The following is a 19,909-nucleotide window of genomic DNA, read 5'->3' on the forward strand; positions in this document are numbered from 1 at the left end:
GGCATGACCGATCAGGCTCCCGAGGACCTCCTCGCGCTCATGAACGACGACACCAAGGCCGCCCTGTTCGCCATGCAGCGGCTCGCCTCGGAACTCCAACTCCGGCAGGACCGTATCCAGACCCGCATGAACTACGTGCGCGGCCGCCAACCGATCGCCTACGCCTCGGAGGAGTTCCAGCGGTACATGGGCGACCGGTTCCAGGGGTTCGCTGACAACTGGTGCCTGCCCATCGTGCAGACCCCGGCCGAGCGCATGGACGTGCAGGGCATCCGGCTGGACGCCAACGACCTACGCCCCGACCGGGAGATGTCGAGGGTGTGGCGCACCAACAACTGTGAGCGCGGGTCAGCGGAGGCGTTCGTGGTCGGCCTGGCCGCCAGCCGGGCGTTCGCCCTGGTGTGGGGGGACGAAGAGGACGACGACACCCCGGTCATCACCTGGGAACGCCCGGAACAGGCCATCGTGTCCTATCGGCCTGACACCGGGCGCCCCGTCGCCGGACTCAAACTCTGGCGGGACGAGGACGCCGGGTACGAGTACGCGACCCTGTACCAGGCCGACCGGGTGTGGAAGTGGCAGCGTCGCGGCGTCCAACTGGCCGCGATGCACGAACCCCGGCCCGCGGTGGACCCCACCGGAGGATGGGAGCCCCGGCTGGGAGCGGACGACGTGTGGCCCATCAGCAACCCGATGGGCATGGTTCCGCTGGTCGAACTCCGCAACCAGACCCTGCTCGATGACGCCCCCATGTCGGACATCGACGGGGTCATCGCGATGCAGGACGCCATCAACCTGATCTGGGCGTACCTGTTCAACGCGTTGGACTACGCGTCCTTGCCTCAGCGGGTGCTGACCGGCGCCGAGGTGCCCCGCATCCCGATCCTCAGCGCGGACGGGAAGGTCATCGGGGAACGCCCGGTCGACCTGAACCAGCTGATCAAGGACAGGATCCTGTGGGTGCCGGGCGACAACGTCACCGCCACCGAGTGGTCGGCCGCCCGCCTGGACGTGTTCTCACAGGTCATCGAGCGGGCTATCGAGCACATCGCAGCGCAAACGAGAACGCCACCTCACTATTTGATCGGCAAGGTCGCCAACCTGTCCGCAGAGGCGCTGACCGCCGCCGAGACCGGGCTCGTGTCCAAGACCAAAGAGCGGGTCGTCTACTTCACCCCGAGCATCCGGCGCATCTTCGCGCTCACCGCGGCCGCCCAGGGCAACCCCGAACGCGCCAAAGCCGCCCTCAGTGGGCGCGTGGTCTGGGCTGACGTCCAGTTCCGGTCCCTGGCTCAGAAGGTGGACGCCCTGCACAAGATGCACAGCATGGGCTTCCCCACCGAATGGGTTGCCGAGGAGTACGGGATGGAACCCCACGAGGTCGCCCGGGTCATGGAGATGCGCGAACGCGAGATGGCCATGGACCCCGTCGGGGCACTCGCCGACCAGCTGGAACGCACCCACCAGCCCGAACCGGCCGAGGAGGAGCCCGCCCCGCCTGAGGGTGAGGAGTGAACGTCCAGGCCACCCGCACCCACCAACGCGCCCAGGAAGCCACCGCCGACCAGGCCGCAGCTGCGGTCACCGAGGTGTGGGACCGGGTCGACCCCGACGACATCGGCCGGTCCTGGGCAGGGCTGGTGCCTCGGGCAACCACGATCCTGGCCGCGTCGCAGCTGGCCGCCGCGCTGGGTGCGACCGAGTACCTCGACGAACTCTTGGGCATGGCCGCACCGGCCCTGTCAGGGGTCGCCGCCGGGGCCCTGTCCGGGGTCGCCTCCGACGGCCGTTCCCTGGAGACCCTGCTGCTCCAGCCGGGCATCACCACCCGCACCCTGATCCAGCGCGGCGTCCCACCCACACGGGCCCTGATGTCGGGGCGGGTGCAGCTGCACACGATCGCCACCACCCAGACAGCGGACGCCGCGCGTGCGGCCGAGCAGCTGGGCATGGCGGTCCGGCCCCGGGTGGTGGCCTACACCCGGGTCGTCAGCGCGAAGGCGTGCTCCAGGTGCATGATCTTGGCCGGGCGCGAGTACTCCTGGTCAACCGGGTTCCTGCGCCACCCGCGCTGTAAATGCACCATGCGCCCGCTCCGCATCGGCGAACGGGTCGAGGGCCACGACGATCCCCGAGACCTGTTCGACGGCCTCACGAAGGCTGAGCAGGACCGCCGGTTCGGCCGCCATGCCGCCGAGGCCATCCGTGAGGGCGCCGACATGTCCCAGGTCGTCAACGCCCGGCGCGGCATGACCACCGCGCAGGCCCGGTACACCACCGAGGGCACCACCCGCCGCGGCTACGCCGGACGCCGCCTGGGCAACCTGACCAACCGCGACGGCCGGTACGTGCGCAGCGCAACGCCGCGGCTGATGCCTGAGGCGATCATCCGTGATGCCCGTGATCGTGAGCATGCCCTGGAGCTGCTGTACGAGCACGGCTATCTGACCGACCCGCCCGCAACGGGCGCCACCGACCCCGCAATGGGAGACACCGAATGAGCACCGCACCCGCCCCGACCAACGGCCCCACCGGCGGCAACGCCAGTGGCTCGGCCCCGGCCAACGGCCCGACCGAACCGGTCCTCGACGACCACCAGGGCGAGCCCGGTGGCCCCGACGACGACGCCGACGGCCAGGGCGACGACGCCGATCCCGAAGGCGCCGACCAGCTCGGCGATGCCGGGAAGAAGGCGCTGGACGCCCAGAAGGCGAAGTGGAAGGCCGAGAGGGACCGGCGCAAGGAGATCGAACGCCAGCTCGCCGAGGCCACCAAGCCCAAGGACACCGACGGCGAACCCACCCCGGAGCAGATCCGAGCCGACGCCGAGAAGGCCGCAACGGCCAGGGCCAACCGCCGGATCGTCCGCGCCGAGGTCAAGGCCGCCGCCGCCGGAAAGTTCGCCGACCCGGGCGACGCGCTCGCGTTCCTGGACCTGGACCAGTTCGAGGTCGACGCCGACGGCGAGCTGGACCCCGACGAGGTGTCCGAGGCCATCACGGAGCTGCTCACCCGCAAACCGCACCTGGCCGCCGGGCCCGCCAAGCGGTTCCAGGGCGGCGGTGACGGCGGCGCCGGGCGCGGGGCCAAGCCCAAGGGCCTGGACGAGCAGATCCGGGAAGCGGAGAAGGCGGGCAACATCGGCCTGTCTCTGCGCCTGAAGCAACAGAAGCTCGCCGAGGCCCGCAAGAAGAACAGCCAGTAATCCCCCGGCCCCTGTGCCGGGACCGACCATGAGGAGACACCAGTGCCCGGAATCACCGGCATGGGGACCACGTTCAACCTGCCCAACTACGTCGGCGAGCTGTTCTCGGTTTCGCCTGAGGACACCCCGTTCTTGGCCGCGATCGGTGGCCTGACCGGCGGACGACCTGCCAACGCCACCCACTTCACGTGGAGCGGCTACGACCTCCGGGACGCCTCGGAGACCCGCCAGCGCACCGAGGGTGCCGACGCCCCCACCGCTGAGGGCCGCGCCCGGTTCGGTGTGATGAACGTGGTCGAAATCCACCAGGAGACCGTCGAGACCAGCTACACCAAGCAGGCCGCGACCGGCCAGTTCGGTGACCTGGGAGCCAACCACCCCAACGTCGAAGGGCTGTCCGGGGTCAACGCCATCACCGACGAGCACGGGTGGCAGATCGCCCAGGCCCTCAAGCAGGTGGCCCGCGACGTGGAGATGAGCTTCATCCGGGGCACCTACAACGACCCGGGCACCAACGCCACCGCCCGGCGCACGCGCGGCATCCTGGAGGCCATCGAGACGAACGTCATCGACGCCGACGACACCGGCGCCCAGCCGCTGACCGAGGCGATGGTCCTGGACCTGCTCCAGGACGTGTGGGAGTCCGGCGGCATCAGCGAGTCCGAAACGGCCACGCTCATGACCGGTGCCGCTCAGAAGCGCGCCCTGTCGACCATCTTCATCACCGACAAGAACTACCAGGAGTCCACCCGCAACGTCGGCGGGGTGAACGTCCAGACCATCGAGACCGACTTCGGTCGGCTGAACCTCCTGCTCGACCGGTGGATGCCCGCCGATCAGCTGGCCGTGGTCTCCCTGGAGCAGTGCGCGCCGAGGTTTTTGCCGGTGCCCGGCAAGGGGTTCCTGTTCCAGGAGGAGCTGGCCAAGACCGGTGCCAGCGACCGCACTCAGATCTACGGCGAGATCGGCCTGGAGTACGGCAACGAGAAGACCCACGGCAAGATCATCAACCTGGCCTAGGAGCCCCCTGTCATGACCCGATTCGTGAGCACCCGGTACCCGCAGCTGCGCATCCCCGCACTGCGGGTCCGGTTCCGAGATGGCCACGCCACCGTGAAGGACCCGGACGTGGCCGCCCGGCTGGCGTCCTGGCCCACCCAGGGCGTCGGCCTGGCCCCCGGGGAGAGCCTCCCCAACGCCCAGGAGAAGCAGGAGGAGGACGACCCGAACCCCAACCCCGACCAGACCCCGGACCAGACCGGCAACGAACAGGGTGGCGAGCCCCAGCGCCCCGCCAAGACCGCCCGCCGTGAGGACTGGCAGGACTACATCCTCGCCACCTACGACGTGGACGCCGACGAGGCCAAGGACATGACCAAGGCCCAGCTCCAGACCCTGGATGCCGACCTGTCCGGCGACGACGAGTAGGAGGACACCGTGGCGCTGACACCGCTGGCCACCACCGCCGACATGGCCGCACTCGGCGTCACCGTCGAATCCGAGGAACAGCCGATCGCCGAGCAGTACCTGGCCGTGGCGTCCGCCTCGGTGCGGGCCGCGGCCGGATGTCCGATCAGCCAGGGCACCTCCACCGTGGTGCTGGCCGGGCAGCGGGAGGCACGCCTTCCCCTGCCCGGCCCGCCGGTCACCTCGGTGGACACCGTCCTCTTGGACGCAGAGGAGGTGTCCGGGTGGCGGCTGTCCCGACCCCGCGCGTCCCTGTACCGGGCGCACGGGTGGGGCGGTGAGGACTCCGAGGTCGAGGTGACCCTCACCCACGGGATGCCGACGGTGCCCGCGGACATCGTGGCGTTGGTGTGCAGGATCGCCGCGACGACGCTGATGGCGTACCGGTCGGACGAGACCGGTGGTGGGCTCACGGTTAAACGGGTGACCCAGCTCCGCATCGGCGACTACTCCGCGAGTTTCGCGAACGACGGCACCCTGACCGAGGTGGAGCTGCCCGTCACCACCCGATCCCAGCTTCGGGCCCGGTTCGGTGGCGGCGCTGCGGTGGTGAGGTCCACATGAGCATGCCGCCGATCGGTCTCCACCTGAACCGGCGGCTCCAGCACCACCGCCGCCAGGAGACCAGCGACGGGTCCGGCGGGGTCATCACCGACTGGGTGCACCTCGGCCCGGTCCGCGCCCGCGTGTCCCAGGCCACCACCGCCGAACGGGTCGCAGCCCAACAGGCCGGGGCCGACCACACCCAACCCATCTACCTCCAGCCCCGCGCGGATGTGCGCCGAGGTGATCACCTGCGTGGCCCTGAAGGCAGCTGGCGGGTCACCTCCGTGTACGGGCCGTCCGAGCCTGTGTATCTGCGGGCTGACTGCGAACTCATCCAAGGAGAGGGACCCCATGGCACACCCGGATGACCCGGTGGAGCGCGCCCGACACCTGCGGGAGGAAGCGCACGACGCGCTGGAGATGTACCCGCCGGGCGTGCCGCGCGCTGAGGCGCTGGCTCAGATCGCCACCGTCGACCTGCTCCTGGTCGTCGTCGACGAACTCCGACAGGCCCGCGAGCAGGACCGGCGCGAGGCCCGCAAGGACCGAAGGGAGGCACGCCGTGGGGGTTAAGCACAAGGTCGTCGTCAAGGGCCTGCGCGAGCTGGAGCGCAAGCTCGAGAAAATGCCCCGCGAGCTGGAATCCGAAGCTGAGGCCGCCACCAAGGAAGAGGCCGAAGAGGTCTACGAGGCGATGCGGTCGAACGTGGTCCGCAACTCGTCGATGCTGCATGGTGCGATCGGCCGCCGCCAGCTGAGCCCGCTGTCCATCCACGTGGGAGTCCTCGGTGCGAAGCGGGCCTGGTGGGGTGCGCTGGTCGAGTTCGGCACGTCGACGAGGCCCGCGACCCCGTTCGCTGAACCAGCAGCCCGGGAGGCAGAGCAGAGGTACGCCGAACGAATGGCGCAGTTCCTCAACAAGAAGCTCCCGCCGACATGAGCAGCTCGACGACCCCGGCCCGACGCCCGGTGGCCGACATCCAGACCGCCCTGTACCAGCGCCTCACCGCCCCGGACGCGGACCTCGGCGCGGCGGTGTACGACTACGTACCCGAACCGGACGACGCGTCCTGGCCCTACGTCACCATCGGCGAGGCCATCGAGACCCCGGCGAACGCCCACGATTTCCTCGGCCGTGACACGACCCTGTACCTGAACGTGTGGTCCCGGTACCGGGGATTCGCCGAGGCCAACGCCGTGGCGAACCAGCTCACCGCGCTGCTCGACCACCGGCCCGCCGAGCTGAACGTGGGCCCCGGCCAGTACGTCACCTCGGTGCGGTTCGAGTTCTCCCAGACCCTGCGGGACGGCGAGGACCCCCGGATCCGTCGGGTCGCCATTCGGTTCCGGATCCGCACCGCACAAACCTAGACGCACCCAGAACCACCAGCCCCGAGCCCGCCCGGCCGGGGCTTTTCGTATGCAGAGGAGACAGTCATGGCAGGCAAGGACGCCTACGGCGTGAAGCTGGAGCGCAGCGAGGACGGCACCACCTGGGAGGAGGTCGCGAACATCCACTCCATCAGCGGCCCCGGCCTGGAGCGCGAGGAGTACGACGTCACCACCCACCAGTCCCCGGACCAGTGGGAGGAGATCATCTTCGGCATCAAGCGGTCCGGCGAGGTGTCCGCCGACGTGTACTTCGACGCCGAGAAGCACATCGCCCTCCTGGACGACTTCAACACCCCCAACCCGCGCCACTACCGGATGACCTTCCTCGACGGATCCCGGTGGGCCTTCCAGGCCGGTCTGACCGGCTTCGAGCCCGACTTCCCAGTCGACGGCGCCGCCGAGGCCTCCATGACGTGGAAGGTGTCCGGCAAGCCCAACTTCGACGACGCCGAGGTCACCCCCTGATGGCCGCCGAGCAGATCACCATCACCCGCCACAGCGGCTACGGCGCCACCGTCACCGTGGACGGCATCGAGATCCCCGCCAACGCCATCCCCGCCGAGGGCGGCCTGGTCGTACCCGTCGACGCCGAAGGCCTACAGGTCGTGCACCTGAAGCTGGTCGCCCGCCGGGTCGACGTCATCAACGCCCTGAACACCGACTCCGAGAGTGAGACCCCCTGACATGGCTCTACTGAGCTCCGAGCAGATCGATTCCGTCGACGACCGCCGATACGAGGACGTGGACGTGCCCGAGTGGGGCGGCCAGGTCCGCATCATGGCCCTGTCCGGCGAGGACCGCGACGCCTACGAGGCCGCCATCGCTGACGCCAAACAGTCCGGGCAGGGCGTGTCCCTGCGCCTGGCGAACTTCCGGTCCAAGCTGGTCGCGAAGGCAATGGTCGACGAGAACTTCAAGCGCCTGTACCCCGACAGCAAGGTCAAGGCCCTGGCGAAGAAGAACGCGGCCGTTATCGACCGGTTGTGGAGCAAGACCCAGGAGCTGTCCGGGATGGACAAGAGCGCCAAGGACGGGGTGGAGGAGGGAAAAGCCGACTCCGAGACCGGCCAGAGCGCCAGTTCTACCTGAGGCTCGCCTCCCATCTGGGCCTGCCTGTCCAGGAGATGCTGCGCCGCATGTCCTCGGTGGAGCTCAACGAGTGGATGGCCTATGAGCAGATGGCCGGGCCTCTCGGACCGGTACGTCAGGACGTCCTGTTCGCTCAGCTGTGCGCGGTCGTGGCCAACTCCCAGCGTGACAAGAAGTCGCGCCCGGCGAAGCCGAAGGACTTCCTGCCCAAGTGGGAGAAGCGCGGCCCCGCTCAGGGGTGGCAGCAGCAGAAGTCCGTGGCCCGGATGCTCAACGCGGCGTTCGGCGGGACGGTCAACGGCAAACCCACCAAGCCCGAACAGCCCCCGCCGAGGAAACCTGCCACCCGGTTCCAGGTGCGCACCCAGGACCACCTGTACACGGTCGTGGACACCACCACCGGAGCCACGGAGTGGACCGGCCTTGACCAGGGCCAGGCCGACACCATCGCCGGACGCATGAACCAAAACTGAACACCGACACCTGAGGGGGTGACGTATGGCCACCCTCCAGGAGCTCATCATCAAGATCGGTGCGGACACGGACGGGCTGGACAAGCTGGACGAGGGCCTCGGCAAAGTCCGCGACAGCGGGAAGAAAGTCACCGACGTCGGCAAGTCCCTGACCACGGGGGTTACCACCCCGCTGGTCGGGCTCGGCGCGGCAGCCCTGACCACCGCCGCCGGGTTCGAGTCCAGCATGAACGACGTCCGGGCCGTCACCGGAGCCACTGGCCAGGATTTCGACCGGCTCTCAGACCTGGCCAAGGAGATGGGCTCCACCACCCAGTTCTCCGCTTCGGAGTCCGCCGAGGCCATGGCCTTCCTGGGCATGGCTGGCCTGGAAACCGATGAGATTTTGTCGGCCCTGCCCGGCACCCTGGCTCTGGCCGCGGCCGGTGGTATGGAGCTGGCCGACGCCGCTGACGTGTCAACCAACGTACTGGCCGGTATGAACATGGAGGTCGAGGAGCTCGGCCACCTGAACGACGTCCTGGCCGATGCCAGCCGGTCCGCGAACACCGATGTCCAGCAGCTCGGCATGGGCATGAAGCAGGTCGCCCCCGTCGCGTCCGGTCTCGGGTTCGAGCTGGAGGAAACCACCGCCGCCCTCGGATTCCTGGCCGACGCCGGTATCCAAGGTGAACAGGGCGGCACCCTACTCCGGTCGGCGATGTCTCAGCTGATCAACCCCACCGCCCAGGCCGGGAAGATGCTCGACCAGCTCGGCGTCCAGGCCACCGAAGCCGACGGGTCCGCCCGCCCGCTGGCCGACATCATGCGTGATTTCGAATCCGCCGGTGCGGATGCCTCCGACATGATGCAGATCTTCGGCACCGAGGCTGGCCCGGCCATGATCAGCCTGCTGAACAGGGGCGGCGACGAGCTGGAAGAGTTCGAGACCCAGTTGCAGAACTCGGCCGGTACGGCCGAGGAGATGGCCGAGATCAAGATGGAGGGCCTCCAGGGGCAGTTGAAGGAACTCCAGTCCGCTGGTGAGGGGCTGATGCTCGCCATCGCGGACTCGGGTCTTTTGGAAACCGTCACCGCACTGGCGTCCAAGGTCACCGAGTGGGTGCAGGAGCTGGCGTCGGCGAATCCACAGCTGATCAAGTGGGCGGTCATCATCGGGGCCGTGGTGGCCGCGATCGGGCCGCTGCTGATCTTCGTTGGCATGATGATCACCGCGGTCGGGCAGATCGGCGCGGTACTGAAGCTGCTCGTGCCGATCTTCAAGGCCGCGGCCCTGGCCAAGATGCTCTTCTCCGCCGCCTTGTGGGCTTCCCCGATCACGTGGATCGTGCTGGGCATCATCGCTCTGATCGCGATCATCGTGCTGCTGATCGTGTACTGGGACGAGGTCGCGGCTGCGTGCGCTGCCGCGTGGGAGTGGATCAAGGACGCGTGTGCCGCCGCGTGGGACTGGATCAAGTCCACCGCCGCGTCCATCTGGGACGGCATCAAGGCGTTCTTCGCCGACACGTGGGACTCCATCAAGTCGACCGTCGTCTCGGTGTGGGACGCCATCGCGGGGTTCTTCTCCGGCATCTGGAACTCGATCACCAGCACCGTGACGGGCGCGGTCAACGGGGTCCGGGACTTCATCTCCAACGGGTTCAACACCGCCCGCAACCTGGCCATCGCCGCGTTCACCGCCATGCGAGACCGGGTCCGCTCAACCATCCAGGGCCTGCTCGGCTTCGTGCGCGGCATCCCCGGCAACATCCGGTCGGCCCTGGGCAACCTCGGCAGCCTGCTGACCGGCGCCGGCCGGAACGTGATCCAGGGGCTGATCAACGGCATCAAGAGCATGATCGGTTCCGTGGGCTCCACGATGTCGAACGTCGCCAGCACGATCCGCTCCTACTTGCCGTTCAGCCCAGCCGAGGTCGGGCCCATGAGCGGCAACGGCGCCCCCGAGGTGTCCGGTGCCCGCATCGCCGAAACCCTCGGCGAGGGCATCCTCTCCGAGCTGGCCGCGATCGACCGGGCCGCGGACGCGCTCATGGCCCCGTTGGACGCCCGGGTGTCGGGGATGCGGGACATGACCCGCCACATCCCCTCCAACGTCAACACGGCCGTCCGCCACAGCGGGGGCCGGTCGGACACGATCACGCTCGACGTGACCGGTGCTGACGGCGAGTTTAAGAAGCTCATCCGCCGCATGGTCCGCACCGACGGCCGCGGCGACGTCCAGACCGCTTTCGGCCAGTAGACCTCAACCCAGAAAGGAGGCCCTTGTGGCCGCCAGTACCGACTTGCTCCACCCGATGCTCGCCACCGCCGGGCAGACCGCTGTGGAGGCGTCCCTGCACACCGCAGACCCCGGCAGCACCGGCGCCAACGAAGTCAGTGGGGGTGACTACGAACGGGTGCCGGTGGCATGGGACCCGCCATCCGGAGGTGCCATCACCGCCGACGACGAACTGGTGTTCCTTGTGCCTGCGCTGGGCTCAGACGAGGTCACCCACGTCGGGCTGTGGAACGCCTCCGGTGACTGGCTGATCGACGCCGCAGCAGCAGTACCGCAGCCGTTCCCTACCGCCGGTACCGCAACGGTCGAGGTGCTGTCCCTGGACATGACCAACGGAACCCTGAGCGCGCAGGTCAGCTCCTGAGAGGAGGCCCGTCGTGGTGTGGCAGAACTCGTTTGATGGCACTCCGGGGACAAACGTCACCGTCGCCAACAGCGGTGACCACGGCGACCCCATCCACAGCCTGCGCAACAACCCGCCCGCGAACTCGGTCCGGTACGGCGACCGCGCGATGTTGGGTGCGTCCTCGCTACGCCTGGGAACCCCGGACGCGGTCACGCACGGTGATGTGTGGGTGTACTACCCCACCGTCAACGCCTACAGCATCAGTTTCTACCTGTACCTGACCGAGGGCGGGTGGGTGCGGTTCCGCGACGCCAACAACCTCGCCGAGCTCTACATCGCGACTGCGTCGTCCTCGTTCCTGGCTGGCCAATCACTGTCCTCATCCATCGTCAGCCAGTTGTTCGACCGGTGGGTGCGAGTCGAGGCCATCGTCTCCAGCACCCAGCTGGCCGCCCGCCTGTACTGGACCGACCCGCACTCGACCGGAACCCCGGACCACAGCGTCACCTCTGCGCGGTCCGGGGGGACGGTCGGCGGGCTGTTCGTACAGGGCGGCACGGGCGCGAACGTGTACGTCGACCAGGTGCGGGTGGGTGAGGGTGAGTGGTTGGGGCCCTGGCCGACCCACCAGACCCTGTCCGCGTCCGCCACCCTGCCCTTGGCCGGGGCTGCTCAGATCAGCGCTGAGCCGCACGGGGACACCATCATCGCGTCCGCCACCCTGCCCTTGGCCGGGGCTGCTCAGGTTCGGCGTCAGGGGAGCCTGGGTGCGGGTGCTGAGCTGCCGCTGACCGCCTCGGCTCAGATCGTCCGGCACGCCCACATGGACGCCACCGGCACCGTGGGCGAGCTGACCGCTCCACCAGTCGAGATCACCAGGCAGGGCCGGTTCACCGCCGGGGCCACTCTGCCCCTGGCCGGACACGCGCAGATGCGCTCCCAGTTCCGGCCCACGTTCCCCCCGGCGATCACCGCTGAGATCCTCCTCGATGGGGAGTGGGTGGACATCACTGCTGATGTGCGCACCCGGGAGCCGATCCACATCACCCGCGGCCGCGCGGATGAGGCTGCCCAGGCGGACCCGTCGGGGATGTCGCTGATGCTCAACAACCGGCACGGCCGCTACTCCCCGCACAACCCCATGTCCCCGTACTACGGCAGCCTGGGGAGGAACACCCCGGTCCGGGTCCGGGTCGGCCCCATGCCCGAACAACCCGAGGCAGACCTGGTCGACCGGTTCGACCGCACCATCACTGGCGGGTGGGGGACCGCCGACACCGGCCAGCAGTGGGAGGACCCCTTCGATGGGGACGTGGCCTACTCGGTGTCGGGCGGAGCGGGTCACCACACCCTGCATGACCTCACCCAGGTCGGACACCAGATCACCACGCAGGTGCTGCCCGCTGATATCGACGCCACCTGGGCAGTATCGGTGTCCGAGGCGCCCACCCTTGACGCCCGTGGTGCGATCTACACGAGCTTGCTTGCTCGCCAGTCGGAGGTCGGCCGCTACCGGATCAGTGTGTCCCTCCGGGCCGCCACTGGAGACGCCGCTGGCGCGCTCCGGGTGGGAGTCGACATCGACGCCCTGACCCCCGAGGGCAGCGTCGCCCTGACAGAGCCGGGCGCCCCGGTCCCCGGACTGGCCTACACCCCAGGCCAGTGGCTGCGGGTCCGTGCCCAGTTCATCGGGCCTGCGCTGCGCATCCGCGTATGGGCTGACGGCTCCCCTGAGCCTCAGGTGTGGCACGCCCAGGTCTGGGACAGCCGAGTGCCAGGCGAGGGCCAGCTGGGGCTTTGGACTAGGTTGACGACATCAGCCCAGACCACCACACCCGCGCCGGTGACCGCGTCCTACCGGGACCTGGACGTGCGCCCCATCTACGAGGCCCCGGACGTGGTCCGGTTCACCGGTGAGGTCACCTCCTGGCCGGTGCGGTGGGACCTGTCCGACTCCGATGTGTGGGTCCCGCTGTCCGCCGCAGGGATTCTGCGACGGCTCGGCCAGGGCGCCAAACCGCTCCGTTCGCCGCTGCGCCGCACCATTCCGACGCACTTCCCGGTGGCGTACTGGCCGCTGGAGGACGGGGCGGACGCCACCCGGGCCGTGTCCCCCGTGGAGGGGGTGGACCCGGTGCGGGTGTCGGGCATGGACATGGCCGCCGACTCCACCCTGAACTCGTCCGGGCCACTCCCGACCCTGGGTGAAACCGCGCGGATGGTGTCGGGGTCGATCCCGTCGGTAGACACCGGCGCGTGGGAGGTCGACCTCCTGTACCGGCTCCAGGAGCCCGACGCTCCCTATGAGAGCAACCAGACGCTGTTGTCGGTCCAGACCACTACGGTCACCGTCACCCTGCGCCTGTACTACAGCAGCGGCCGTCCAGCGTTGCGACGGACGGTGGTTGATGGTGGGGGGTTGGAGCTACACGACGCTGCACTGTTCGTCGACAGCGGAGACGTCGCCTTCTTTGGTGAATGGCGCCGACTGCGGGTGTGGGTGTCCCAGGCTGGCACGTCGTCTGAGGCACGGGTGGACTGGCTCGACCCCACCGCCGCCTCGTGGGGCAACGGGTTCACGTTCAACGCCGCTGCGGGCAGGGTCACCAGTATCACCACCCGGTTCGGGTCCGAGCTGAAGGGGATGGCCCTGGGGCATTTATCAGTGTGGGGGGCCAGGGCCGCCACCGCCTACTTCCTGCCCTTCCCCGCGTTCTCGCGCGAGTCAGCCCGGGAGCGTATGTCCCGGCTGGCTGTGGGCGCCGAGGTCCCTCTGGAGATCACGGGGGGCGCATCTGAGCGGCTGGGACCGGAACCGGCCGGTGCGCTCCTGGACGTCATCGGGCAGGCCCAGGACGCCGACCTGGGTGCCCCGGGAGAGGCCCGCGACCACCTCGGTCTGACCTACCGGGGCCGGGACGCCCTGTACAACCAGACCCCGAAGCTGGTGTTCGACTACGCCAACGGCGAGATCTCGGCCCCGTTCGAACCCGAGGATGACGACCAGGCGCTCCGCAACGACATCGAGGTGGTGCGCCTGGACGGGTCGAGTGCGCAGGTCGAGGACACCGACGGGCCACTCGGCGTGGACCGGGTCGGACGGTACGACGAGTCCGTCACCCTGAACCTTGCCTCCGATCAGCAGGTCGCCGCCCACGCCGGGTGGAGGCTGCACCTGGGCACCGTGGACGAACTCCGGTGGCCGTCGGTACGCATCAACCTGGCCAGCCGTCGTCTCAGCCCGCGGGTGGAGGACATCATCGGGCTGGACGCTGGGGACCGGATCCGCATCCTGAACCCGCCGCCCTGGGCGCAGGAGCGGGCGCTGGACCTGATCGTGCAGGGCTATGAGGAGCGCATCAACCTGTTCGAGTGGGAGATGACCCTGACGTGCACGCCCGCCTCGCCGTGGAACGTGGCCCGGATCGCAGAGGAGGGGGCTGCCCCACCGGATGCTCCGGTGCGCGCCGACACCGCCGGGTCCGAACTGGCCGAACCGATCGGGGCCGACGACACTCTGCTCCTGGTGGCCACCACCCGGGGGCCCACCTGGGTGACGTCGGCAGACCACCCGGACAGTCTGCCCCTGGACGTTGTGGTGGGCGGGGAGATCATGCGGGTCACCGCCATCATCGGCGACGGCAGCGTCCTACCCCAGTCGTTCGTGGTCGAGCGGGGCACCAACGGAGTCCACAAACCCCATCCGGCCGGCGCGCCGGTGCGACTGGCCTACCCGGCCGTGGTCGCCCTATGAGCAAGAAGGAGGCTCCCCATGAGCATGTACCCATGGAGGGCCGGTGAGGTCATCACCGCAGAGCGACTCACCGCGGGGATGCAGCGCGGGATGGTCGCCGTAGAGCTGACCGAGGAGATCGAGAACACCGGCAGCAACAACAACCAGTGGGCGAACACGTACCGTCGCGGATCGGTCAGGGTCACGTTCGATGTGCCGTTCGCAGAGGTCCCCACCATCCAGGTCACGCCTCGCACCAACTCGCCGGGCGTGTTCCTGGAGGCCAGCTACACGGACGTCTCCACGACCGGGGTCACGATTTTCGCGGCCCGAGGAAACACCACCGCGACCAACGTGGACTGGCTGGCGATCGGGCGGCCCGCCCTATGACCGCCCCGCCCGACCCGTTCGCCAGCGTAGTGACCGCCCGGGACGTGTACGACGCCACCCGCGAAACACAGCAGGAGGTGAGACGGGCTCTGGACCGCCTGGACACCGTTGACCAGACGCTCGCTGAGATGGCCCGCGTGCAGAGAGAGCACCGGGAGAGGTTGGACGCGATCGACCGGTGGCGGTACGCCATCCCCGTCGCGTCGATCTCGGCGGTGGTGTCGGCGGTGGCCGCGATCATCATCGCGCTCCTGTCCGTCATCTGACCCCCGCACGAACCCACGCCCTGGCCCTGATCGGCCGGGGCTTTCTCATGCCCGCAGGAGGCACCCTTTGGTCAACATCACCAACCGATCCGGGTGGGGAGCACGCGCCCCCCGCAACCGGTCCACCACCACCTGGGCGTCCCGCACCGGGTTCACCGTCCACTACTCCGCCGGACCACCGACCCAGACCCCGCGCCAGATCCAGAACTTCCACATGGACACCCGGGGCTGGGCAGACGTGGGCTACAACTTCCTGGTCGACCAGGCCGGGAACGTGTACGAGGGCCGCGGCTGGCTGGTCGTGGGTGCGCACGCGGCCCCGCACAACACCTCGCACATCGGGGTGTGCTTCATCGGCCGCGACGGCGACGCCACCCCGGCGGCCAAGGCGGCGATCCGCGGACTCTACGACGAGGCCAACCGGCGCGCGGGCAAAAACCTGTCCCGCAGTTGGCACGGTGGCCTGTCCGGGAACAGCACCTCCTGCCCGGGCGCGGACCTGCGCTCGTGGGTCCGGGCCGGAATGCCGGTCTCCGGCGGAACCACCCCGGCCCCGACCCCGCCAGCCTCTGCCCGGCCCGGCACCACCGCCCCCGCGTGGCCCGGCCCCATCCTGATCCAGCCCCCGGTACGCCACACCCAGACCTGCCGCCGCTGGCAGACCCGGATGCGTGAGCGCGGGTGGCGGATCACTGTGGACGGCTGGTACGGACCCGCCTCCGAGCGGGTGTGCCGCCAGTTCCAGACCGAGAAGAGGCTCTCGGTGGACGGCCGGGTGGGTCCGGAGACCTGGCGCGCGTCCTGGGAGGCCCCGATCACCTGATGGACGTCTACCGCGAACGCGCCCACCTGGTCGCACACCTGGCCGCCCTGTTCCCTGCGGTCCTGTCCTACAGCGACCCCGAGGAGCCCGACTGGCCGGTCCTGACCATGGATACCCCGGCCGGGCAGATGAGCTGGCACCTGGCGCCGTCCGACCTCGACCTGGTCGCCCACGTCCAGGTCGTGCCCGCAGAGGACCCGCGTGCCCGCTGGGACTTCCACACCACCGACATGAAGTACGCCCGCCTGGCCGCGCTCACGAAGGAGACCGCCACCATGCACGAAGCACCCACACCCGCGCCCACACCCGAGCGGGACGCCCGGTCCCGAGGCCTGCGCACCCTGCTCCAGGCCCTGGCCGTGACCGTCCTGGTCGGCGCCGCCACTGCAGTGTCCGAGCTGGCCACCGACGGCGGGGTGCTCACCCTGGCCACGGTGGCTACGGCCGCCGGGACCGGCGCGCTGATGGCGGTAGCCGCCTACGTGCAGCGCCGCCTCGGCCGGTAGGGCCCCGCGCGCAGCACCGCCCCCGCCTCTCCTTCGGGAGGGGCGGGGGCTTTCGTCATGTGTCCGGATACGGCCACGAGCCCCGGTGGCGGCGCGGTGGTGGGATCCTCCCCGCATGGACGAGAACGAGATGGTGGCGGTCACCTTGGTGGGCGGCCCGATGGACGGCACCCGCCAGCCGGTGGACTGGGCGGCGGTCTACGAGGACCCGGAGCCGGGACTGGACATGGTCCCGGACTCCTCGGTGAAGGCGCCGGAGTCGATCCCGTGGGCGCGGGTGTTGTACACCGCCGACCCCGCTGGGCCGCCGGACGTGTGGCACTGGCAGGGCTGGGTGCCGTAGGGCGGCTCACGCTTCCTCGGGCCGTCCGCGCACCTGGGAGTCCCAGAGGTCGTCGAGCGCGCCAGCCCCTTCGACGAGTTCGCCGAGTTCGTGAACGACGTGGGCGCGGACGTCATCCTCGGGCGGGATTTCGCGGGTTTCCCGGTAGCGCTGCTCCTGGCCTGGGCTGAGCCAGAGGTCCATGATGATCACGATGTGCCGCACGCTGTGTTCCCCCGGGTGCTGTGCGTAGTGGCTTGTGTGCGAAGAGGGGGCCCACCAGCCCCTACTGGTGGGCCCTGGCCCAGCTCCCCTGCTGGGCCCACCACCCCCTCCCCCCAGAGCAGGGTGGTGGTCTGGTCCGCGCGCCCGCCGGGAAGTCGAAGGACGGAAGCGGGCGCGCGGGTTCTACTTCGGCTTCTTGGCCGCCTTCTCCTTCTCCTCCTGGCGGAGGGCGTATCGGATCGCGTCCCCCTGGGAGTCGTGGTGCCGCTTCTCGGCTTCGGTGAGCGGCCGGTTCGGGTCGGGCTCGTTCATCAGGCGTTCCTCTCGGGCCAGTACGTCAGGTACTCGGTCAGGCGGTCCTCGACGTCCTCGACGAACGGCACCGGGCCACCGGCAGCGTCGACCTTCACCGGCACGTCGGTGGTCGTCAGGCTGCTGCGCTCCATCACGGCGGTGACCATGTCGGCGACCCGGGCCCCGTACTCGTCCAGGACCTGGTCGGCGGTGAGGGTGCGCTGGCCACCGTCGATGACCACGAACCCGTCGCTGTCGGGGTCGAGCCAGGCGTTCGCGATCAGGCGGTAGTCGCGCAGCATCTCCAGGAGCTGGGCGGCGTAGGCGCGGGGTCCGTGGTCGGCGGGGGTGCGCAACGGAACCCACAGCTCACGTTCGGCGCTCCCGGCGTACCCGAAGACGAGCCCGCAGTTCCAGCAGCTCGACGCGCGGGAGTCGACGGTGGCCCCGCAGTTCGCGCACGGCACCGGGCCAGCAGTGATGGCGTCAGGCGAGGGGGCAGAGGTAGTGTGCGTCATTGATCCTGCTTTCAGACATGGAGTGTCGAGAGGGTTGGGTCTGGGCCCGGGAGAGCGCTGCAACGCTCCCCGGGCCGTTCGTGGTTCAGGGGCGGGGCCGCTCCAGCGGGGACCGCCAGACCAGCGGGTGAGAGTGCGGGTCACGGCCGGGAGCGCGCGCAACCCGCTCAGCGGTACCAGCGCGGGCGGTGTAGACGGGGTGGCCTTCGGCGTCGGGGCCGCTGTACACGACCGACACTCGGTGCGCCCGCGCCCACGCGCCCAGCTCGCGGAGGCTGGGCAGCTCGCGGATGTCGCACACGGCCGTCACCGGATCGCCCCCGCCATCTGGGGCAGCTCGGCGCCGATGGTGTGGCAGCGGATCCACCGGCGGGCCGCGGCCTCGGTGCGCAGGGTCGCCTCACGGCCGGGGATGGCCGCCCACCACCCGGACAAGCCGTGGGAGTAGACGCCGACGACGCGGGCGTGCTGGAGGGCGAGCCAGTGGGCGGGGCGACCGTCGGGCTCGCCGGTAACGGTCTCGGCGGTCATGTCCGGGGTGGGCACGAACCGGGTTCGGGTGGCCATCTACGCCACCTCCATGCGGTGGAGCCCGTCGAGGACCCGGAACAGGACCGCCACGGGGGCCAGGTCCATGGGGCGTCGGGGCGCGGGGATGGCGGGCGGCTCCGGGGCGAACGCCCGGACTCGGGCGGCACGGCGGGGCCGGCGGCTGCGCATGATCTCGGCGGCGCGGTGGCGCACGTAGGCCAGCTCGGACAGATTCAGGTATCGCGCCATAGCGCGGCTCCTTCGTCAGGGTGCCGGATGGGAGGTCCGACGGGGAACTGAGTGACCCCATACTCGTACTAGGATTCCTAAAAATCAAGACCGGGTCACCCAATCAAGGGAATCCTGTGTCGGGTGTCCTAAAATGTCTGCTTCTGCTGGCTGCCCGTCTACGATCGGAGCACTATGGCCACCAGGTACTCCCCGACGATCCGACGCCGTCGACTGTCCGCCGAACTCCTTCGCCTCCGGCAGGCCGCTGGGATGACCAGCGAGGAGGCCGCACGTGCATCCGAGCTATCCAAGACCGCCTACTCGAACATCGAGAACGGTTTTCGGCAGCGACCAAAATTGCCCGAGATCCGCGCGATCCTCAGGGCGTTCGGAGTAGAAGAGGGGCAGGAGCACGAGGAGATCCTCGACCTGTGCCGCCAATCCCTCGAACGCGGATGGTGGTCCCGCTACAGGGATGTGCTCGCCAGCCGGTTCGTTGGGTTCGAGCAGGAGGCTGCCACGATCTCCACATGGGAGCCCGTCGTGATCCCTGGGCTGCTCCAGATTCCCCGGTACATGGAGCTCCTCGCCGAAGCCGCGCTGCTTCGCCCCGAGGAGGCACGCAGGTCCGCGGACGCGCGAGTGACCCGGCAGCAGATCCTCGAAGAGAATCCGCCGGAGCTCTGGGCGATCTTCGACGAGACCGCCCTCCTGCGCCTGGAGGACGACCACCCGGACGTTCTCCGCGAGCAGGTTGAGCACCTGCTGAAGCTCGCCGCGCGGCCATCTGTAACCATCCAGATGACCTCGGCCCGCAGCATCCACTCCGGGTCCGGCGGCCCGTTCGTGATCTTGGAGTTCCCCGAAGCGGTGGACCCGGCAATCGTGTACCTGGAAACTGACACCGACGGCCTATACCTGGAGGAGCCCGACGAGGTCACGCGCTACCGCACTCTGATGAAGCACCTGGTCATGTCAGCCCTCCGGCCTTCGGAGACGGCTGATCACCTACGACAGATGATCGAGTAACCATGAACAACTCAGTTCCCACTGACCTGCTGTTCCGCAAGTCCTCCTACAGCCAGCCCACCCAGAACTGTGTCGAGGTAGCCGACCTGCCCGACGGCGCTGCTGTGCGCGACACCCAGAACCGGGAGGCCGGGCACCTGTCCTTCGTCTCCCAGGAGTGGGCGGCGCTGCTGTCCACCGTGCGCCTGTAATCACCAACGGGAAAGGGGCCCCTCGCCAGTGCGAGGGGCCCCTTCTCAGTT

Annotated in this window: 30 protein-coding genes; 24 read left to right on the forward strand and 6 right to left on the reverse strand. The window is 69.3% G+C overall.

Annotated features, from left to right (window positions below; translation table 11 throughout):
• Positions 1-3: 3 nt before the first annotated feature.
• The 22 genes from NE857_RS31555 (at position 4) to NE857_RS31660 (ending at position 16,860) form a co-directional block, all read left to right on the forward strand.
• Positions 4-1,515, forward strand: a complete 1,512-nt coding sequence (locus tag NE857_RS31555; protein WP_254418908.1) for a phage portal protein — start codon at positions 4-6, stop codon at positions 1,513-1,515.
• Positions 1,512-2,501 carry a VG15 protein gene (locus NE857_RS31560; protein WP_254418909.1) on the forward strand — a complete coding sequence of 330 codons (990 nt, stop codon included), beginning with the start codon at positions 1,512-1,514 and terminating at the stop codon, positions 2,499-2,501. Before NE857_RS31555 ends, NE857_RS31560 begins: the two co-directional genes overlap by 4 nt.
• The gene (locus NE857_RS31565; protein WP_254418910.1) at positions 2,498-3,205 is read left to right on the forward strand and encodes a hypothetical protein; all 708 of its coding nucleotides are present in this window, start codon (positions 2,498-2,500) and stop codon (positions 3,203-3,205) included. Before NE857_RS31560 ends, NE857_RS31565 begins: the two co-directional genes overlap by 4 nt.
• Before the next feature lie 42 nt (positions 3,206-3,247).
• Positions 3,248-4,225 (forward strand): SU10 major capsid protein, encoded by a 978-nt coding sequence (locus NE857_RS31570; RefSeq protein ID WP_254418911.1) that lies wholly within the window; start codon positions 3,248-3,250, stop codon positions 4,223-4,225.
• 12 nt (positions 4,226-4,237) lie between these two features.
• Positions 4,238-4,633, forward strand: a complete 396-nt coding sequence (locus tag NE857_RS31575) for a hypothetical protein (RefSeq protein WP_254418912.1) — start codon at positions 4,238-4,240, stop codon at positions 4,631-4,633.
• 9 nt (positions 4,634-4,642) lie between these two features.
• Positions 4,643-5,236, forward strand: a complete 594-nt coding sequence (locus NE857_RS31580) for a hypothetical protein (protein ID WP_254418913.1) — start codon at positions 4,643-4,645, stop codon at positions 5,234-5,236.
• Positions 5,233-5,586, forward strand: coding sequence for a phage head closure protein (locus NE857_RS31585; protein ID WP_254418914.1), 354 nt, complete (start codon positions 5,233-5,235; stop codon positions 5,584-5,586). The genes NE857_RS31580 and NE857_RS31585 overlap by 4 nt, the downstream gene beginning before the upstream one ends.
• Positions 5,570-5,791, forward strand: a complete 222-nt coding sequence (locus tag NE857_RS31590; RefSeq protein WP_254418915.1) for a hypothetical protein — start codon at positions 5,570-5,572, stop codon at positions 5,789-5,791. The genes NE857_RS31585 and NE857_RS31590 overlap by 17 nt, the downstream gene beginning before the upstream one ends.
• Positions 5,781-6,158, forward strand: coding sequence for an HK97-gp10 family putative phage morphogenesis protein (locus NE857_RS31595; protein WP_254418916.1), 378 nt, complete (start codon positions 5,781-5,783; stop codon positions 6,156-6,158). Before NE857_RS31590 ends, NE857_RS31595 begins: the two co-directional genes overlap by 11 nt.
• A complete protein-coding gene (locus tag NE857_RS31600; RefSeq protein ID WP_254418917.1) occupies positions 6,155-6,589 on the forward strand; it encodes a DUF3168 domain-containing protein in 435 nt (144 codons plus the stop codon). The genes NE857_RS31595 and NE857_RS31600 overlap by 4 nt, the downstream gene beginning before the upstream one ends.
• A gap of 66 nt (positions 6,590-6,655) precedes the next feature.
• Entirely contained in the window at positions 6,656-7,075 is a 420-nt protein-coding gene (locus tag NE857_RS31605; protein WP_254418918.1) for a phage tail tube protein, read from the forward strand.
• Complete coding sequence (locus tag NE857_RS31610) at positions 7,075-7,293, forward strand: hypothetical protein (protein WP_254418919.1); 219 nt, start codon at positions 7,075-7,077, stop codon at positions 7,291-7,293. The genes NE857_RS31605 and NE857_RS31610 overlap by 1 nt, the downstream gene beginning before the upstream one ends.
• Position 7,294: 1 nt before the next feature.
• Positions 7,295-7,699 carry a phage tail assembly chaperone gene (locus NE857_RS31615; protein ID WP_254418920.1) on the forward strand — a complete coding sequence of 135 codons (405 nt, stop codon included), beginning with the start codon at positions 7,295-7,297 and terminating at the stop codon, positions 7,697-7,699.
• Between the two features lie 47 nt (positions 7,700-7,746).
• Positions 7,747-8,172 (forward strand): phage tail assembly protein T, encoded by a 426-nt coding sequence (locus NE857_RS31620; RefSeq protein ID WP_254418921.1) that lies wholly within the window; start codon positions 7,747-7,749, stop codon positions 8,170-8,172.
• 25 nt (positions 8,173-8,197) lie between these two features.
• Complete coding sequence (locus NE857_RS31625) at positions 8,198-10,414, forward strand: phage tail tape measure protein (protein WP_254418922.1); 2,217 nt, start codon at positions 8,198-8,200, stop codon at positions 10,412-10,414.
• A gap of 25 nt (positions 10,415-10,439) precedes the next feature.
• Positions 10,440-10,817, forward strand: coding sequence for a phage tail fiber protein (locus NE857_RS31630; RefSeq protein ID WP_254418923.1), 378 nt, complete (start codon positions 10,440-10,442; stop codon positions 10,815-10,817).
• Between the two features lie 13 nt (positions 10,818-10,830).
• The gene (locus NE857_RS31635) at positions 10,831-14,553 is read left to right on the forward strand and encodes a hypothetical protein (protein ID WP_254418924.1); all 3,723 of its coding nucleotides are present in this window, start codon (positions 10,831-10,833) and stop codon (positions 14,551-14,553) included.
• An 18-nt stretch (positions 14,554-14,571) separates the two neighbouring features.
• Positions 14,572-14,922, forward strand: a complete 351-nt coding sequence (locus NE857_RS31640) for an H-type lectin domain-containing protein (protein ID WP_254418925.1) — start codon at positions 14,572-14,574, stop codon at positions 14,920-14,922.
• The gene (locus NE857_RS31645) at positions 14,919-15,188 is read left to right on the forward strand and encodes a hypothetical protein (RefSeq protein ID WP_254418926.1); all 270 of its coding nucleotides are present in this window, start codon (positions 14,919-14,921) and stop codon (positions 15,186-15,188) included. The genes NE857_RS31640 and NE857_RS31645 overlap by 4 nt, the downstream gene beginning before the upstream one ends.
• A gap of 67 nt (positions 15,189-15,255) precedes the next feature.
• Entirely contained in the window at positions 15,256-16,011 is a 756-nt protein-coding gene (locus NE857_RS31650) for a peptidoglycan recognition protein family protein (RefSeq protein ID WP_254418927.1), read from the forward strand.
• The gene (locus tag NE857_RS31655) at positions 16,011-16,517 is read left to right on the forward strand and encodes a WDGH domain-containing protein (RefSeq protein WP_254418928.1); all 507 of its coding nucleotides are present in this window, start codon (positions 16,011-16,013) and stop codon (positions 16,515-16,517) included. The genes NE857_RS31650 and NE857_RS31655 overlap by 1 nt, the downstream gene beginning before the upstream one ends.
• A 115-nt stretch (positions 16,518-16,632) precedes the next feature.
• Positions 16,633-16,860 (forward strand): hypothetical protein, encoded by a 228-nt coding sequence (locus NE857_RS31660; RefSeq protein ID WP_254422178.1) that lies wholly within the window; start codon positions 16,633-16,635, stop codon positions 16,858-16,860.
• Positions 16,861-16,866: 6 nt separating this feature from the next.
• Here the strand turns inward: NE857_RS31660 and NE857_RS31665 are convergent, their stop codons facing one another.
• The 6 genes from NE857_RS31665 to NE857_RS31685 all read right to left on the reverse strand — a co-directional run bounded on the left by NE857_RS31665 (position 16,867) and on the right by NE857_RS31685 (position 18,656).
• On the reverse strand, positions 16,867-17,064 hold the full coding sequence (locus NE857_RS31665) for a hypothetical protein (protein ID WP_254418929.1): 198 nt from the start codon (positions 17,062-17,064) through the stop codon (positions 16,867-16,869).
• Between the two features lie 183 nt (positions 17,065-17,247).
• Positions 17,248-17,376, reverse strand: a complete 129-nt coding sequence (locus tag NE857_RS34415; protein WP_301184278.1) for a hypothetical protein — start codon at positions 17,374-17,376, stop codon at positions 17,248-17,250.
• Positions 17,376-17,876 carry a zinc ribbon domain-containing protein gene (locus NE857_RS31670; RefSeq protein WP_254418930.1) on the reverse strand — a complete coding sequence of 167 codons (501 nt, stop codon included), beginning with the start codon at positions 17,874-17,876 and terminating at the stop codon, positions 17,376-17,378. The genes NE857_RS34415 and NE857_RS31670 overlap by 1 nt, the downstream gene beginning before the upstream one ends.
• 85 nt (positions 17,877-17,961) lie before the next feature.
• On the reverse strand, positions 17,962-18,177 hold the full coding sequence (locus NE857_RS31675; protein ID WP_254418931.1) for a hypothetical protein: 216 nt from the start codon (positions 18,175-18,177) through the stop codon (positions 17,962-17,964).
• A 5-nt stretch (positions 18,178-18,182) separates the two neighbouring features.
• Positions 18,183-18,443: a hypothetical protein gene (locus NE857_RS31680; RefSeq protein ID WP_254418932.1), complete on the reverse strand. Its 261-nt coding sequence runs from the start codon at positions 18,441-18,443 to the stop codon at positions 18,183-18,185.
• Positions 18,444-18,656: a hypothetical protein gene (locus NE857_RS31685; protein WP_254418933.1), complete on the reverse strand. Its 213-nt coding sequence runs from the start codon at positions 18,654-18,656 to the stop codon at positions 18,444-18,446.
• A gap of 174 nt (positions 18,657-18,830) precedes the next feature.
• On the opposite strand from NE857_RS31685, the gene NE857_RS31690 reads away from it, so the two are divergent.
• Both NE857_RS31690 and NE857_RS31695 read left to right on the forward strand, forming a co-directional pair.
• Positions 18,831-19,667 (forward strand): helix-turn-helix domain-containing protein, encoded by an 837-nt coding sequence (locus NE857_RS31690; protein WP_254418934.1) that lies wholly within the window; start codon positions 18,831-18,833, stop codon positions 19,665-19,667.
• Positions 19,668-19,669: 2 nt separating this feature from the next.
• Positions 19,670-19,858, forward strand: a complete 189-nt coding sequence (locus tag NE857_RS31695; RefSeq protein ID WP_254418935.1) for a DUF397 domain-containing protein — start codon at positions 19,670-19,672, stop codon at positions 19,856-19,858.
• Positions 19,859-19,909: the final 51 nt, after the last annotated feature.

It is taken from the genome of Nocardiopsis exhalans (genome assembly GCF_024134545.1).
In the GTDB taxonomy this organism is placed as follows: Bacteria; Actinomycetota; Actinomycetes; order Streptosporangiales; family Streptosporangiaceae; genus Nocardiopsis; species Nocardiopsis exhalans.

Excerpts from the sequence above, each read along its gene's own strand:
- NE857_RS31585 (WP_254418914.1), top strand. The coding sequence starts at position 5,233 with ATGAGCATGCCGCCGATCGGTCTCCACCTGAACCGGCGGCTCCAGCAC.
- NE857_RS31645 (WP_254418926.1), top strand. The coding sequence starts at position 14,919 with ATGACCGCCCCGCCCGACCCGTTCGCCAGCGTAGTGACCGCCCGGGAC.
- NE857_RS31670 (WP_254418930.1), bottom strand. The coding sequence starts at position 17,876 with ATGACGCACACTACCTCTGCCCCCTCGCCTGACGCCATCACTGCTGGC.
- NE857_RS31690 (WP_254418934.1), top strand. The coding sequence starts at position 18,831 with ATGGCCACCAGGTACTCCCCGACGATCCGACGCCGTCGACTGTCCGCC.
- NE857_RS31600 (WP_254418917.1), top strand. The coding sequence starts at position 6,155 with ATGAGCAGCTCGACGACCCCGGCCCGACGCCCGGTGGCCGACATCCAG.
- NE857_RS31685 (WP_254418933.1), bottom strand. The coding sequence starts at position 18,656 with ATGGCGCGATACCTGAATCTGTCCGAGCTGGCCTACGTGCGCCACCGC.
- NE857_RS31640 (WP_254418925.1), top strand. The coding sequence starts at position 14,572 with ATGAGCATGTACCCATGGAGGGCCGGTGAGGTCATCACCGCAGAGCGA.
- NE857_RS31695 (WP_254418935.1), top strand. The coding sequence starts at position 19,670 with ATGAACAACTCAGTTCCCACTGACCTGCTGTTCCGCAAGTCCTCCTAC.
- NE857_RS31605 (WP_254418918.1), top strand. The coding sequence starts at position 6,656 with ATGGCAGGCAAGGACGCCTACGGCGTGAAGCTGGAGCGCAGCGAGGAC.
- NE857_RS31615 (WP_254418920.1), top strand. The coding sequence starts at position 7,295 with ATGGCTCTACTGAGCTCCGAGCAGATCGATTCCGTCGACGACCGCCGA.
- NE857_RS34415 (WP_301184278.1), bottom strand. The coding sequence starts at position 17,376 with ATGAACGAGCCCGACCCGAACCGGCCGCTCACCGAAGCCGAGAAGCGG.
- NE857_RS31680 (WP_254418932.1), bottom strand. The coding sequence starts at position 18,443 with ATGGCCACCCGAACCCGGTTCGTGCCCACCCCGGACATGACCGCCGAG.
- NE857_RS31590 (WP_254418915.1), top strand. The coding sequence starts at position 5,570 with ATGGCACACCCGGATGACCCGGTGGAGCGCGCCCGACACCTGCGGGAG.
- NE857_RS31660 (WP_254422178.1), top strand. The coding sequence starts at position 16,633 with ATGGACGAGAACGAGATGGTGGCGGTCACCTTGGTGGGCGGCCCGATG.
- NE857_RS31625 (WP_254418922.1), top strand. The coding sequence starts at position 8,198 with ATGGCCACCCTCCAGGAGCTCATCATCAAGATCGGTGCGGACACGGAC.
- NE857_RS31555 (WP_254418908.1), top strand. The coding sequence starts at position 4 with ATGACCGATCAGGCTCCCGAGGACCTCCTCGCGCTCATGAACGACGAC.
- NE857_RS31655 (WP_254418928.1), top strand. The coding sequence starts at position 16,011 with ATGGACGTCTACCGCGAACGCGCCCACCTGGTCGCACACCTGGCCGCC.
- NE857_RS31620 (WP_254418921.1), top strand. The coding sequence starts at position 7,747 with ATGTCCTCGGTGGAGCTCAACGAGTGGATGGCCTATGAGCAGATGGCC.
- NE857_RS31575 (WP_254418912.1), top strand. The coding sequence starts at position 4,238 with ATGACCCGATTCGTGAGCACCCGGTACCCGCAGCTGCGCATCCCCGCA.
- NE857_RS31565 (WP_254418910.1), top strand. The coding sequence starts at position 2,498 with ATGAGCACCGCACCCGCCCCGACCAACGGCCCCACCGGCGGCAACGCC.
- NE857_RS31610 (WP_254418919.1), top strand. The coding sequence starts at position 7,075 with ATGGCCGCCGAGCAGATCACCATCACCCGCCACAGCGGCTACGGCGCC.